Here is a 14,373-nt window from a genome sequence, read left to right as displayed (position 1 = left end):
CCCCATAAGAGGCTTAGTCAGCCTGCTTGCGCAGGAACGCCGGAATATCCAGATAATCCGGTTCGCGACGAGCCTGCGGCTCGGCGTTGACCACCTTGGCCGGCGCCTCTTCCATCACGCGGCCCTGCATCATGTCGCTGACCAACGGCTGGCGCACCGGGCGCTCTTGCACCTGGCTGCTCTTGACCAGGGTGATGTCCGGCTTGCGCTCGGCACCGATACCGGTGGCCACCACGGTCACACGCAGCTCGTCGTGCATTTCCGGGTCGATTACGGTACCCACCACCACGGTGGCGTTCTCGGAGGCGAAGGCCTTGACCGCATTACCCACGGTCTCGAACTCTTCGATGGTCATGTCCATGCCGGCGGTGATGTTGACCAGGATGCCACGGGCACCGGCCAGATCCACGTCTTCCAGCAGCGGGCTGGAGATGGCTTTCTCTGCCGCTTCTTCGGCACGATCGTCACCGGAGGCGGAACCGGTACCCATCATGGCGGTACCCATTTCGCGCATGACGGTACGGACGTCCGCGAAGTCGACGTTGATCAGGCCCGGACGGGTGATCAGCTCGGCGATGCCCTGTACCGCGCCCAGCAGCACGTCGTTGGCAGCCTTGAAGGCGTCCAGCAGGGAGATACCGCGGCCCAGCACCTTCAGCAACTTGTCGTTGGGGATGGTGATCAGGGAGTCGACATTCTTGGACAGCTCTTCGATACCATGCTGGGCAAAGCCCATCCGCTTCTTCCCTTCGAAGGAGAACGGCTTGGTAACCACCGCCACGGTCAGGATGCCCATCTCGCGAGCCACTTCGGCCACGATCGGCGCAGCACCGGTACCGGTACCGCCGCCCATGCCGGCCGCGATGAAGACCATGTCGGAACCGGTCAGCAGCTCACGCAGCGCTTCCCTGTCTTCCATGGCGGCGTCACGACCCACTTCCGGGTTGGCGCCAGCGCCCAGACCCTTGGTGATGCCACCGCCGATCTGCAGGGTGGTGTTGGCACTGGAGTTGCGCAGTGCCTGGGCGTCGGTGTTCACCGTGATGAACTCTACGCCCTCGATGTTCTGACGCACCATGTGCTCGACGGCGTTGCCACCGCCGCCACCGACACCGATCACCTTGATGACGGCTTCGTCAGTATGGCTATCCATGAATTCAAACATATCGTCTCTCCGCTTTATTTGCTGACTTCAGCAAAATTCTTAGAACTCGCCACGCAGCCAGTTGCTGACCCGTTTGACCAGACCACCGACACTTGCCTTGGCGGCATATTCTTTGTTGCTACCTGTCGCCTGATGAGTACGGCCGTACTGCAACAACCCGACCGCAGTCGAGTAGACAGGCGCCTGCACGTAATCGCTCAAACCACGTATATTCATGGGCTCACCCACCCGGACCTGGCACTGGAAGATCTGCTCTGCGCACTCCACCACGCCTTCGATCTGGGCCGCACCACCGGTCAGAACCACACCGGCAGCCAGCTGATGCTTGACCCCTTGCGCTTTCAATTCGCTTTGTACCCGCACCAGCTCGTCATTCACCATGGAGAGCAACTCGGTGTAACGGGGTTCGATCACTTCAGCCAGTGTCTGCCGCTGCAGGCTGCGCGCCGGACGGCCGCCGACACTGGGTACTTCAATATTGTCTTCCTTGCTGACCAGTCGGCCGAGGGCGCAGCCGTAGCGCACCTTGATCGCCTCGGCGTCCAGCGGCGGTGTGCCGAAGGCGTAAGCGATGTCGCTGGTGACAGTGCTGCCGGCATACGGGATCACCTTGGTGTGACGCAGGGCACCGCCGGTAAACAGCGACATGTCCATGGTGCCACCGCCGATGTCCACCACGCAGACACCAAGCTCCTTCTCGTCTTCGGTCAGCACCGCATAGCTGGAGGCCAGGGCGGAGAAGATCAGCTGATCTACCCGCAGACCTACCTTCTCCACGCATTTTTCGATGTTGCGAGCCATGTCGTTGTGGCAGGTCACCAGATGAACCTTGGCCGCCATCCGCACGCCGGAGAGGCCGACCGGGTTCTTGATCCCTTCCTGGTAATCGATGGCGAACTCCTGGGGCAGCACGTGCAGCACCCGCAGCTCGTCAGACAGACGCACCGATTTGGCGGTGTGGATCACGTTGTCCACATCCTCCTGGGTCACCTCCTCGTCGGAGATGGGCACCATGCCGGTCTCGTTGCGACAATCGATATGCTTGCCGGACAGACCGAGGTAAACCGAGCTGATCTGGCAGTCGGCCATCATCTCGGCCTCTTCCACGGCACGACGCAGAGACTTGACCACGGAGTCGAGATCGTTGACCCCGCCCTTCTCCATGCCGCGGGATGCGTGACTGCCCATGCCGATGACGTTCAGTTCGCCGTCCGGCAATACTTCCCCGACCAGAACCGCCACCTTGGTAGTGCCGATATCCAGTCCGACAATCAAATTCCTATCTGCGGTGTTGGTCATGCACTTTCTCTTCGCTCTTCTTCCAGCCAACCGCCATTCCGGTGTCGTATCGAAGATCCACGTACGCAACCTGCGAACGGGGTTCGATCACCGGGAAGGCATCGATAAACCGCTGCAACCGGAGCGCGATGTCGTTGCGTCCGAGGAACAGCTTGATATTGCCATCCAGGGTCAGTTCCCAGGCATGGCGGGGAGTCAGATTCACTCCCAGCAACTTGTATCCTTTGGCAGCCAGTTGCGACTCGTACTGCCGGCTCTCTTTCAATACCCGGGCCGCCTGGTCATCCGGTCCTGACAGCTGCATCAGCGCTACCTTGACCCGATCCGGAGCACTGAACACCTTGCCTTGGATATTGACGAAGCGGTTGCCATTCCAGCGCGCCGCCACATCCTGTTCGGTGAGGTAGACCTTGATCTTGTTCGGCCACTTCTTGCGGACCGACACCGAGGCCACCCACGGCAGGGCATTCAACCGCCCCTGCAATTCGTTCACATCCAGCTCGAAGAAGTTGCGCGACTCGGCACCATCCAGCACGGCCTGCCGCAACTCCTCTGTCTGCAAATACTGATGTTGCCCCTGCAGCAACAACTCGCTCATGGGCAACCGATTGGCGTCAGTCAGCCAACCTTTAACATCCAGCGCCGTCCGGTAGCAGCCCCATATCACCAGCAGGAAAAACGCCACTCCTGCGATGAAGCCACCCTTGGTGCGCCCCTGTGCCCTTGACTCCACCCGATCGATCCCCGTGTAACGCGCTAAACCGGCCTTTTGGCAGACCGGTTCGCCATTATATAGGCCCCGGCTTGGCGGTCAAAATACTCATTGGGCCCTCAAGCACCAGATTTCATGCTCTCTATGCTCAATTTCATCTCACCGAGACGACGTGCCAGGGCACCGACGTTGCCGGCCCCCTGGGTCAGCACCAGATCCCCCTCGCCAACCAGGTCGGCCAGCACCGCCGGCACGTCATCCGGCGTGGCCACAAAGATGGGTTCCAGGTTGCCACGAGAGCGGATGGAACGGCACAGGGCTCGGCCATCGGCGCCGGGGATCGGCTCCTCGCCGGCAGCATAAACCTCCAGCATCACCAGCACATCGACCTTGGAGAGCACATCGGCAAAGTCTTCGTAGAGATCGCGGGTGCGGGTATAGCGGTGTGGCTGGAACACCATCACCAGTCGCTTCTCGGGCCAGCCGGCACGAGCCGCGTTAATGGTCACCTTCACTTCGCTCGGATGGTGACCGTAATCGTCCACCAACATCGCCTTGCCACGACCGGTCTCGAACTCGCCATATTGCTGGAAGCGGCGGCCCACCCCCTCGAATTTGGCCAGCGCCCGGATGATGGCCTCGTCGCTCACCCCGTCCTCGGTCGCGACAGCTATCGCCGCCGCAGCGTTCAGGGCGTTGTGGATCCCCGGCAGATTGAGGGTGACATGCAGCTCACCCGCCTCTTTGCGGCGTACCCGGAAGCAGCTGTGATTGGTGGTCTGGACAAAATCCAGCACCTGGACGTCGGCATCGTCCGACAGGCCATAGGTCAGGGTCGGACGGGCAATCTCCGGCAGCAGGCCGCGGATCACCGGATCATCGATGCAAACCACCGCCAGTCCGTAGAAAGGCAGGTTGTGGAGAAACTCGATGAAGGTGGCCTTCAGCTTGGCGAAGTCGCCGCCGTAGGTGTCCATGTGATCCGCTTCGATGTTGGTCACGATGGACACCATGGGTTGCAGATGCAGGAAGGAGGCGTCGCTCTCGTCCGCTTCGGCGATCAGGTAACGGCTGCTGCCCAGGCGTGCATTGGTGCCGGCGCTGTTGAGCAGGCCGCCGATGACGAAGGTCGGATCCCGGTCCGCCTCGGCATAAATGCTCGCCACCAGGCTGGTGGTGGTGGTCTTGCCGTGGGTACCGGCGATGGCGATGCCATGGCGGAAACGCATCAGCTCGGCCAGCATCTCGGCACGGCGCACGACGGGGATGCGCAGCTCGCGGGCCGCCAGGAGCTCGGGGTTGTCCTGCTTGATGGCGGTGGAGACCACCACCACGCTCGCTCCGGCGACGTGCTCGGCGCTGTGGCCGACGAAGATGTGGGCACCCAGCGACGCCAGCCGCTCGGTCACTGCATTGCGTGCCAGGTCGGAACCCGTGACCTGATAGCCCTCATTGGCCAGCACCTCGGCAATCCCCCCCATGCCGGCACCACCGATGCCGATGAAGTGGATGCGACGCACGCGGCGCATTTCGGGGATAACGGTACGCAGTTTTGCCAGTTCAACCTTGGTCATAATCGTCTCTTTATTCTGCCGCAAGCCACTTGCATTCACCGGCAACCCGCCCGGCGGCATCGCTATATTCGGGGATCGCACGGCACGACTCGGTCCGTGCAATCTTGTTCATCACGCGTGCTCGCCCTGTTTGGTGGCGAGCCGTTTGCATTCATCCGCAACCCGCTCTGCCGCATCGGTAATGGCGACGCGACGGGCGGCCTGGGCCATGTTAAACAGGGTTTCCCTGCGCCCTGCCAGCCAGGAGAGGCGCGCAGCCAGCGAGGCCGTGGTCAGCTCGGACTGGGGCAGGAATTCAGCCGCACCGCCGTCGACCAGGGTCAGGGCGTTGCGGGTCTGGTGATCGTCCACCGCATGGGGCAGCGGCACGAAAATGGCGGCTACACCGGCAGCAGCCACTTCGGAGACGGTCAGGGCCCCCGCCCGGCAGACCACCAGGTCGGCCCAGGCATAGGCACCCGCCATGTCCTTGATAAATTCACTCACGTCGGCGGTCAGGCCCTCTTTGGCGTAGGCCGCGCTCACCGCCTCGCCATTGCCCTTGCCACACTGATGGCGCACCGCAATGGGGATGCCGGCAGCTGCCACCGCGGCGGGCACCTGCTCGTTCAGCACCCGGGCCCCCAGGCTGCCGCCAACCACCAGCAGGTGCAGCGGTTCGCTGTCACTGCGCAGTTCGGGATCCGGCAGCGCCACTACTTCGGGGCGCACCGGATTGCCGACCACGGCGGTGCGCCGGTTCGGTGCAAAAGCCCCGGGGAAGGCCATCAAGACGCGTCTGGCGATGCGGGCAAGCAGCTTGTTGGTCATGCCGGCAGCGGCGTTCTGTTCGTGCAGCAGCAGCGGAATGCCGGCGAGCCAGGCCGCCACACCACCCGGGCCGGAGGCAAAACCGCCCATGCCGAGCACCACGTCAGGGCGCACCGTCTTGAGCACCCGGCGCGCCTGCAGGATGGATTTGATGATGCGATAGGGCGCCACCAGCAGCCGCTTGATGCCGTTGCCACGTACCCCCTGAATATCGATGAAGGAGATGGGGTAGCCATGGGCGGGCACCAGCTCGGCCTCCATCCGGTCGGCGGTACCGAGCCAGTGGATGGTCCAGCCCTGTTCCTTCAATCGATCGGCCACGGCCAGACCGGGGAACACATGGCCCCCGGTACCACCTGCCATCACCAACAGCGTCTTGCTCACTAAACCTCCCGCACGCGCGCCTGGGCAGTCGCCTGGCGCAATTCAAAATCGATTCTTATCAGCATGCTCACCGCCACCGTCATGATGATGAGACTGGAGCCGCCGTAACTGACCAGCGGCAGGGTTAACCCCTTGGTCGGCATCATGCCGCTGGCGGCGCCGACGTTGACGAAGGTCTGGAAGCTGAACCAGATACCGATGCCGATGGCCAGATAGCCGTCATAGAGGCGGTCGGCCTGCAGGGCGCGATGACCCAGCTTGAGCGCCTTGACCGCCAGGGCAAAGATGAGGAACAGGGCGCCCAGCACGCCGATATAGCCCAGCTCTTCACCCAGAATCGCAAACACAAAGTCGGTGTGGGCCTCCGGCAGGTACTCCATCTTCTGGATGGAGTTGCCAAGCCCCTCGCCGAGCCAGCTGCCACGGCCAAACGCCATCAGAGACTGGGTCAGCTGGTAGCCGCTGCCGAACGGATCGGCCCAGGGATCCATGAAGGAGGTCACCCGGCGCATCCGGTAGGGCTCGACGATGATCAGCAGGATCACGCCCCCCAAACCGCCACCAATCAGGATCATGAACTGCCACAGCTTGGCGCCGGCCAGAAACAGCATGCCGAACGAGGTGACGAACATCACCACGGTGGAGCCCAGATCCGGCTGCAACAGCAACAGGATGGCCAGCACCCCGAACACCGCCAGCGGTTTCAAGAAGCCGAGCCAGGCCTCGCGCACTTCGTTCTGGCGACGCACCAGGTAGCCCGCCAGATAGACGAACAGCGCCAGCTTGCCGAATTCGGCAGGCTGCAGGTTGAACGGTCCGAGCGGCAGCCAGCGCACCGCACCGTTGACGTTGCGCCCCACCAGCAGCACCAGCACCAGCAACAGGATGGCCAGCAACAGCATGGGACCGTTGTGCTGTTGCCAGCGCGCCATGGGCACCTGCAACACAAACCAGGAGATACCGAGCGCCATCACCAGGAACATGCCGTGACGCTTGACGAACATGAAGGGATCATCGCCCAGGGCAATCCCCTCCGGGATCGAGGCTGAGGCCACGATCACCACCCCGACCGCCATCAGCGACAGCGCCAGCAGTACCAGCTGCCGATCGTAGAGACCGGCGGGTCGCGCCGGCAACAACCAGCGCTGGAACAGGCCTGCGACTGCGCGAAGGGCGTTCATAGGGCCATCACCATTTCGGTGAAGCGGTCGCCACGCACTTCGAAGGATTTGAACTGATCCAGGCTGGCGCAGGCGGGCGCCAGCAGCACCCAGTCACCGGGCCTGGCATCGGCGGCCGCCTTGGCGACGGCGGCTTCAAGGTCCGCCACCCGCTCGGTCTGCTCACCCAGGGCCAGCAGCACCTCGGCATCCTGACCGAAGCAGTACATGTGATCGATCTGGTTGCCGAGCAGCGCCTGGATGGGGCCGAAATCCTGCCCCTTGCCCTGGCCACCGGCCAGCAGCAGCAGACGCCCTTTTACGGATTCGCGCACCCCGGCCACAGCGGCCAGGGTCGCCCCCACGTTGGTGGCCTTGGAGTCGTTGATCCAGCGTACCCCGTTCACCTCGCGCACGAAGCGGGCACGGTGCGGCAAACCTTCGAAGCGGCGCAGCACGGCGAGCTGGGCATCGCGGGGGATGCCGACCGCATCGCACAGGGCCATGGCGGCCAGGGCGTTGGCCTGGTTGTGGGCACCGACAATCTTCATCTCGTCGACCGCCAGCAGGGGCTCACCATGGAGGGTGAGCCACTGACGGTCATCCAGCAGGCAGCGGCCGTAGCCGTTGCAGTCGAGGCCGAAACTCTGCCACACCTGACCCACATCGGGCAGGGTCTGGGCATCGTCACGGTTGACCAGAATGTGTTGGGAGTGCTGATGGATCTCCATCTTGGCGGCGCGATAGTCGGCCATCCCCTGATAGCGATCCATATGATCTTCGGAGAGGTTGAGCACCACGGAGGCCGCGGCGCGCAGGCTGTAGGTGGTCTCCAGCTGGAAGCTGGAGAGCTCCAGTACGCAGAGATCCATCGGTTGCTTGAGCAGCTCCAGTGCCGGTGTGCCGATATTACCGCCCACACCGACCTTGAGCCCGGCCTCGGCGATCATCTCGCCCACCAGGGTAGTCACCGTGCTCTTGCCGTTGGAACCGGTGATGGCGATCACCGGCACTTCGGTGTCGCGCACGAACAGCTCGATGTCGCCGATGATCTGCACGCCGCACTCGGCAGCGGCTTTCAGCTCGGGAGTCGCCAGCGCGATGCCCGGACTCGCCACTATCATGTGCGCCTGCTTGAGCCGCTCTGCATCGAGCCCCTGGACCAGCTCCACCTCGGGCGGCAGCTGATCCTTGCCCGGCGGGTTGGCGCGGGTGTCCATCACCAGCGGCGTGACGCCACGACCGAGGAAGTAATCGACGCAGGAGAGTCCGGTTTTACCCAATCCGATGATGATGACCATGGCCTTATCTCACCTTCAGGGTGGCAAGACCCAACAGCACCAGCACGAGGGTGATGATCCAGAAGCGCACGATGACGCGCGGCTCCGGCCAGCCCTTCTTCTCGTAGTGGTGATGGATCGGCGCCATGCGGAAGATCCGCACGCCGCGCAGCTTGTAGGAACCGACCTGCAGGATCACAGAGACGGTCTCCATCACGAAGACCCCGCCCATGATCACCAGCAGGAACTCCTGGCGCACCAGCACGGCGATGGTACCGAGCGCGCCACCCAGTGCCAGGGAGCCCACGTCTCCCATGAAGACCTGGGCCGGATAGGTGTTGAACCAGAGAAAGCCCAGACCGGCCCCAACGATAGCGGTACAGACGATCACCAGCTCGGAGGTGTAGGGCACATAGGGGATATGCAGATAGCTGGCGAAGTTGACGTTACCGGTCGCCCAGGCGATCAGGGCAAAGCCCCCCGCCACCATCACGGTGGGCATGATGGCCAGGCCGTCGAGACCATCGGTCAGGTTGACTGCGTTGGAGGTGCCGACGATGACGAAGTAGGTCAGCAGGATAAACATCAGGCCGAGCTGGGGCATCACATCCTTGAGGAAGGGTACTACCAGCTGGGTCTGGCCATCGTGGGTCGCCGTGGTATAGAGGACGACCGCCACGATCAGCGCGACCGCCGACTGCCAGAAGTACTTCCAGCGGGCGATCAGACCGTCGGTATTCTTGCGCACCACCTTGAGGTAGTCATCGGCAAAGCCGATGGCACCATAGGCTCCCAGCACGAACAGCACCAGCCAGACATAGGGGTTGTCGAGGCGGCACCAGAGCAGCACAGAGGTGAAGATGGCGGCCAGGATCATCAGACCGCCCATGGTGGGGGTGCCACGCTTGCTGAGGTGGGACTCGGGACCGTCGTTGCGGATCACCTGGCCGAATTTCAGGATCTGCAGGCGGCGGATGAGACGCGGCCCCAGCCAGAGCGCGACCCCCAGACCCGTGATGATCGACAGGATGGCGCGAAACGTCAGGTAGGAGAAGACGTTGAAGAAGGTGAAGTGCGGGGTGAGCAGTTCCGCCAGCCAGACTAGCATGAGGCTGACTCCTGACGGTCTTTGACCATCTCGACGATATCTTCCATACGGGAGCCGCGAGCCCCCTTGACCAGAATTGAAATTTCCTGATTTTTATCAATCATTTGCGCAAGCACTTCGAACAACGACGCCTTATTGTCAAAATGTCGGCCAGCCGCGGCATCTGCGGTATGGCGACTATGTTCCCCTACTGTCAGCACGGCATCCAGACCGCACTCGCGGGCATGACGGCCGACCCGGGCATGTTGCTCGGCAGACTCCTCACCCAGTTCCCGCATGTCACCGAACACCAGCACCTTGAAGCCACCCATGGCGGTCAGGGCATCGATGCCCGCCAGCACGGACTCCACGCTGGCGTTATAGGTATCGTCCACCAGGGTGAGGCCACCCCAGCGCAGGGCGCAGAAACGCCCCTTGACCGGCGCCATTTGCTCCAGGCCCGCCTTGACGGAGGCCAGTGATGCACCCAGCGCCAGGCAACCCACCGCCGCCGCCAGGGCATTGGCCACGTTGTGGCGGCCCGGAATGGCCAGGGTCAGTGCCACTTCACCCTGTGGTGTCACCATCACGAATTCGGCACAGCCCTGCCCGTTGATCAGCAGATCGCGGGCATGAAATGGCTGGCTCTGATCGTCGATGGAGAAGGCACAGGTAATGCCGCGCTCGCGCCACTTGGGCCAGAACTCGTTGTCGGCATTGACGATGGCGGTGCCACCCTCGCCCAGCCCCTCGAAGATCTCGCTCTTGGCGTGAAACACCCCTTCCAGGGAGCCAAAACCCTCCAGATGGGCAGCCGCCACGTTGTTGATGAGGGCGGCGTCGGGTCTGGCAAGGGACGTGGTCCAGGCGATCTCGCCCGGGTGGTTGGCGCCCAGCTCCATCACCGCAAATTGGTGTTGCGGCTCCAGGCGCAGCAAGGTGAGCGGTACCCCCACCTCGTTGTTGAAGTTGCCGGCGGTGGCCAGCACTTCCCCTTCGTGGCGCAGGATGGCGGTCGCCATCTCCTTCACCGTAGTCTTGCCACAGCTGCCGGTGATGGCCAGCACTTTCGGATTGATGCGCTCGCGCACCAGCTTGCCAAGCAGCCCCAGCCCCTTGAGGCTGTCGGCAACCACCAACTGGGGCACGGCCAGCGGCAGTTCACGCTCCACCAGCAGGGCGGATGCCCCGGCGGCAACGGCCTGCTCGCAAAAATCATGGGCATCGAAACGCTCGCCACGCAGGGCGACAAACAGGGCTCCGCTACCCAGAGTGCGGGTATCGGTACTGACTGCGGTGATCTCACTATCTTCACCAATCAGACGGGCATCGAGCGCCTGCGCCAGGTCGGCAAGCCTGAGGGTCATCATGTGAATGACTCCAATAATGTATGCAAGGCGGCGGCGACGGTTTCCCGGTCGCTGTAGTGCCGCTTGTCGGTTCCAATAATCTGATAATCCTCGTGGCCTTTGCCGGCCACCAGGATGATGTCCTGCTTGCTCGCCTGTCCAAGTGCCAGGTTGATGGCCCTGACCCTGTCGTGTTCCACCTGCACCGTCGCGGGATCGCGAAGACCCGCCACCATGTCGGCCATGATCCGGGCCGGATCCTCGGTGCGGGGATTGTCGTCGGTCAGGATCACCCGATCCGCAAACTGTTCCGCCACGGCGGCCATCATGGGACGCTTGCCGCGATCCCGGTCGCCACCACAGCCCACCAGACACCAGAGCTGGCCCTTGCAGTGCACCCGCAGGGCCTGCAACGCCTTCTCCAGGGCATCCGGGGTGTGGGCATAATCGACCACGGCCAGCGGCGCATCGCCACCGCCGAAACACTCCATGCGGCCAGTCACTGGTTGCAGTTGCGGCGCGGTGGCCAGCAGGGCATCGAAGTCGTAGCCCAGCACCAGCATGACCCCCATGGCCGCCAGCACATTGCTGACGTTGAAGCGGCCGAGCAAGGGGGCGGATAATACACCATCCCCCCAGCTGGAGTTAATCCGTGCACGGAAACCTTGCTGATGAAAATCGAGTTGCTGCGCCGTTAACTGACGGCCAGGATGGTTCTCAACCGGGCCATGGACGCTGAAGGCGACCGCATCCGGGTATTTCGCCAGCCATTGGGCACCCAGTTCATCGTCCCGGTTGATCACAGCATGACGTTCATCCACCAGTTGCAACAGCAGCTCCTTGGCGGCGCCATAGGCCTCCATGGTGCCGTGGTAATCGAGGTGATCCCGACTCAGGTTGGTGAACACGGCGGCAGCAAATGGCAGGGCCGCGACCCGGTATTGCACCAGACCGTGGCTGGAGACCTCCATCGCCGCCAGATCCGCCCCCTGCGCCTGCAGGGCGGCCAGATTGGCCTGCACCTGGACGGCGCTGCCTGTGGTGTTTTCCGCCTCAATCAGCTCGCCAAACAGGCCGTTACCTATGGTGCCCATCACCCCGGCCTTGCCCCCCAGCAGGGTGCGCCAGTTGGCGACCAGCAGCGCGGTCGTGCTCTTGCCGTTGGTGCCGGTGATCCCCACCAGTTGCAACTTGTTCGCCGGCTGATCGTAGAAATAGCCCGCCAGCTCGGAGAGACGGGCAGGCAGATCCGCCATGCCGATACAGGGGGTGGAAGTGGCAGGCGCGACGAATTCACCGTCCTCCTCATACACAACAGCGGTCGCTCCCTGAGCCACCGCTTGTTCGATAAACCGTCTGCCGTCGACCTGATGCCCGCGAATGGCGATGAAGAGAGAGCCCGGGCCGACCCGCCGACTGTCCAGCTGGATGTCGGTCAGGGGAAGCGCCGGCGCCTCGATTCCGAATGGGCGCAGCAACAGATCAAGTGCGCGGGACTGCATTGTTAGCCTCCGTACGGGCAAGTTTGGTGGGAACTGATGGCGGTACTGCATCGGGACGAATATTGAAGAGCTGCAGCACCCCTCCCATGGCCTCGGCAAAGGGCGGCGTCGCCACGGCGCCACCATAGTAGGCCTTGCCTTTGGGTTCGTTGATCACCACCACCATGACGAAGCGGGGATCGCTGGCCGGGGCAAACCCGGCAAACCAGGCCATGTAATCCTTGCCATAACCGCCAGCCACGGCGACCTTGGCGGTACCACTCTTGCCGCCGACCCGGTAACCCGGGATCTTGGCCTTGGGAATGGCGTTGTCGACCACGTATTCCAGCGCCTGCAGCATGGCGGCGGCGTTGTTGTGATCGATGACCTGCTCACCCTTGGGCGGCTTGGTCACCTTGACGATGGAGATGGGTACCCGCTTGCCCTTGTTGGCCAGGGTGGCATAGGCGGACGCCAGTTGCAGCGGAGTGACCCGCAGACCATAGCCGAACGACAGGGTCGCCCGCTCGATATCGGACCAGCGACGACGCTGGGGCAGCATGCCGCTGCTCTCCCCCATCAGGCCGCTGCCGGTATCCATGCCGAAGCCGAACATGCTGAGGGTGTTGATCATCTCCTGGGCCGGCATCCGCAGGGCGATGCGTGACATGCCGATGTTGGAGGAGTAACGCAGGATGTCGTACAGGTTGGTCGCCTTGTGGATACTCACGTCACGGATTTGCTTGGCCCCGATATAAAGCGGCCCGCCCGGAATGAAATCCTTCCAGCTGGTGACGCCTGCCTGCAAACCGCTCAGCAAGATCAATGGCTTGATAGTGGAGCCCGGCTCGTAGGTATCGGTCACCACCCGGTTGCGCACCCGGAAGCTCTGGTACTGACCGCGGTTGTTGGGGTTGTAGGAGGGGGTGTTGACCATGGCGAGCACCTCGCCGGTCTTGATGTCCAGCATCACCATGGAGCCGGAGGTCGCCTTGTTCTCGTCGGTGGCGCGCTTGAGGGCGCGATAGGCCAGCGCCTGCACCCGCTGATCGATGCTCAGCTGCAGATCGTTGGCGTTCTTGCCCTCCTTGACGATCCCCAGCCGCTCGATGACCCGGCCCTGCCTGTCCTTGCGCACCCGCATCTCGCCCGGGGTGGCGGTCAGCCACTCGTTGTAGCTGCGTTCGATCCCCTCGATGCCGCTGCCGTCGATGTTGGTTACCCCCACCAGATGGGCACTGATCTCGCCGGTCGGGTAGAAACGGCGTGACTCGGGACGCAGGTAGACGCCCCCCAGCTTGAGTCCCTTGATGTACTCGGAGACCGCCGGCGTCACCTGCCGCTGCAGGTAGACGAAACGCTTGTTGGGGTTGGCGATGCGCCGCTTGAGGGTGTTGATGTCGAGCTTGAGTACGGCGGAGAGCGCCAGCCAGGCCCGCTCGTTGTTGATGGCGCCTGACTCGTGCACCGTCTTGGGATCGGCCCAGACCGCCTCGACTGGCACGGAGACCGCCAGCTGTTCACCGTTGCGATCGGTGATCATGCCGCGCACCGCCTGGGTGGAGGTGGTACGCAGGGAGCGCATGTCCCCCTCCTGGCGCAGGCGATCCGGATTGATCACCTGGATCCACGCCAGGCGCAGGATCAGGCCGACAAACGCAATGCCGATGAAGACCACCAGAGTGCGAAAGCGCCATGGATAGATGGAGGGCGCCTTGATATTCGCTTTGGCCGATTTGGCTGTCGCCTTGCGTTTCATGGTTGGGTTATTACCTTCTCGGTGGTCACCAGCGGGCGAGCCATCTGCAACTTGTCCATGGCCAGACTCGCCACCCGGGAGTGTTCCGCCAAAGTGCCCTGTTCCAGCAGGAGGTGACGCCACTCGATGTTGAGGCGATCCTCTTCCGCCATCAGATCGTTCTGCTTGGCGGTCAGGCCGCGAGTCATGTTGGTCACCAGGATCACGGCAAAGGCGGTCACCAGCACGGCGACCGACAGAAAAATCTGCAGCTTGTGCCGCCAGAGATCGCTTGCGATCTCCTTGGCCAGATGAACGCGCACCTCACTCATGG

General features: G+C 63.0%; 12 protein-coding genes. All 12 read right to left on the bottom strand.

Annotated features, from left to right (window positions below; genetic code table 11):
• Positions 1-13: 13 nt before the first annotated feature.
• The 12 genes from ftsZ to ftsL all read right to left on the bottom strand — a co-directional run bounded on the left by ftsZ (position 14) and on the right by ftsL (position 14,371).
• A complete protein-coding gene (gene ftsZ / locus ACB028_RS13300; protein WP_026456700.1) occupies positions 14-1,165 on the bottom strand; it encodes a cell division protein FtsZ in 1,152 nt (383 codons plus the stop codon).
• Positions 1,166-1,204: 39 nt separating this feature from the next.
• Positions 1,205-2,464 carry a cell division protein FtsA gene (ftsA, locus tag ACB028_RS13295; protein WP_026456699.1) on the bottom strand — a complete coding sequence of 420 codons (1,260 nt, stop codon included), beginning with the start codon at positions 2,462-2,464 and terminating at the stop codon, positions 1,205-1,207.
• Positions 2,445-3,197, bottom strand: a complete 753-nt coding sequence (locus tag ACB028_RS13290; protein WP_371144476.1) for a cell division protein FtsQ/DivIB — start codon at positions 3,195-3,197, stop codon at positions 2,445-2,447. Before ACB028_RS13290 ends, ftsA begins: the two co-directional genes overlap by 20 nt.
• 98 nt (positions 3,198-3,295) lie before the next feature.
• Complete coding sequence (murC, locus tag ACB028_RS13285; RefSeq protein ID WP_371144475.1) at positions 3,296-4,750, bottom strand: UDP-N-acetylmuramate--L-alanine ligase; 1,455 nt, start codon at positions 4,748-4,750, stop codon at positions 3,296-3,298.
• A gap of 111 nt (positions 4,751-4,861) precedes the next feature.
• Positions 4,862-5,944 carry an undecaprenyldiphospho-muramoylpentapeptide beta-N-acetylglucosaminyltransferase gene (murG, locus tag ACB028_RS13280; protein ID WP_371144474.1) on the bottom strand — a complete coding sequence of 361 codons (1,083 nt, stop codon included), beginning with the start codon at positions 5,942-5,944 and terminating at the stop codon, positions 4,862-4,864.
• Entirely contained in the window at positions 5,944-7,125 is a 1,182-nt protein-coding gene (ftsW, locus tag ACB028_RS13275) for a cell division protein FtsW (RefSeq protein ID WP_371144473.1), read from the bottom strand. The genes murG and ftsW overlap by 1 nt, the downstream gene beginning before the upstream one ends.
• On the bottom strand, positions 7,122-8,405 hold the full coding sequence (gene murD, locus ACB028_RS13270; protein WP_371144472.1) for a UDP-N-acetylmuramoyl-L-alanine--D-glutamate ligase: 1,284 nt from the start codon (positions 8,403-8,405) through the stop codon (positions 7,122-7,124). Before murD ends, ftsW begins: the two co-directional genes overlap by 4 nt.
• Before the next feature lie 4 nt (positions 8,406-8,409).
• Positions 8,410-9,492, bottom strand: coding sequence for a phospho-N-acetylmuramoyl-pentapeptide-transferase (gene mraY, locus ACB028_RS13265; RefSeq protein WP_026456764.1), 1,083 nt, complete (start codon positions 9,490-9,492; stop codon positions 8,410-8,412).
• Positions 9,486-10,841: a UDP-N-acetylmuramoyl-tripeptide--D-alanyl-D-alanine ligase gene (gene murF / locus ACB028_RS13260; RefSeq protein WP_371144471.1), complete on the bottom strand. Its 1,356-nt coding sequence runs from the start codon at positions 10,839-10,841 to the stop codon at positions 9,486-9,488. The genes mraY and murF overlap by 7 nt, the downstream gene beginning before the upstream one ends.
• Positions 10,838-12,322, bottom strand: coding sequence for a UDP-N-acetylmuramoyl-L-alanyl-D-glutamate--2,6-diaminopimelate ligase (gene murE / locus ACB028_RS13255; protein WP_371144470.1), 1,485 nt, complete (start codon positions 12,320-12,322; stop codon positions 10,838-10,840). Before murE ends, murF begins: the two co-directional genes overlap by 4 nt.
• Positions 12,303-14,060 (bottom strand): penicillin-binding transpeptidase domain-containing protein, encoded by a 1,758-nt coding sequence (locus ACB028_RS13250; RefSeq protein WP_042025075.1) that lies wholly within the window; start codon positions 14,058-14,060, stop codon positions 12,303-12,305. The genes murE and ACB028_RS13250 overlap by 20 nt, the downstream gene beginning before the upstream one ends.
• On the bottom strand, positions 14,057-14,371 hold the full coding sequence (gene ftsL, locus ACB028_RS13245) for a cell division protein FtsL (protein ID WP_026458062.1): 315 nt from the start codon (positions 14,369-14,371) through the stop codon (positions 14,057-14,059). The genes ACB028_RS13250 and ftsL overlap by 4 nt, the downstream gene beginning before the upstream one ends.
• Positions 14,372-14,373 lie beyond the last annotated feature (2 nt).

Origin of the sequence: Aeromonas sp. S9(2024) (genome assembly GCF_041403185.1) — a bacterium.
GTDB lineage: Bacteria > Pseudomonadota > Gammaproteobacteria > Enterobacterales > Aeromonadaceae > Aeromonas > Aeromonas enteropelogenes.
Note: the sequence above shows the minus strand (reverse complement) of the source record. Positions and strands in the feature narration are given on the sequence as shown.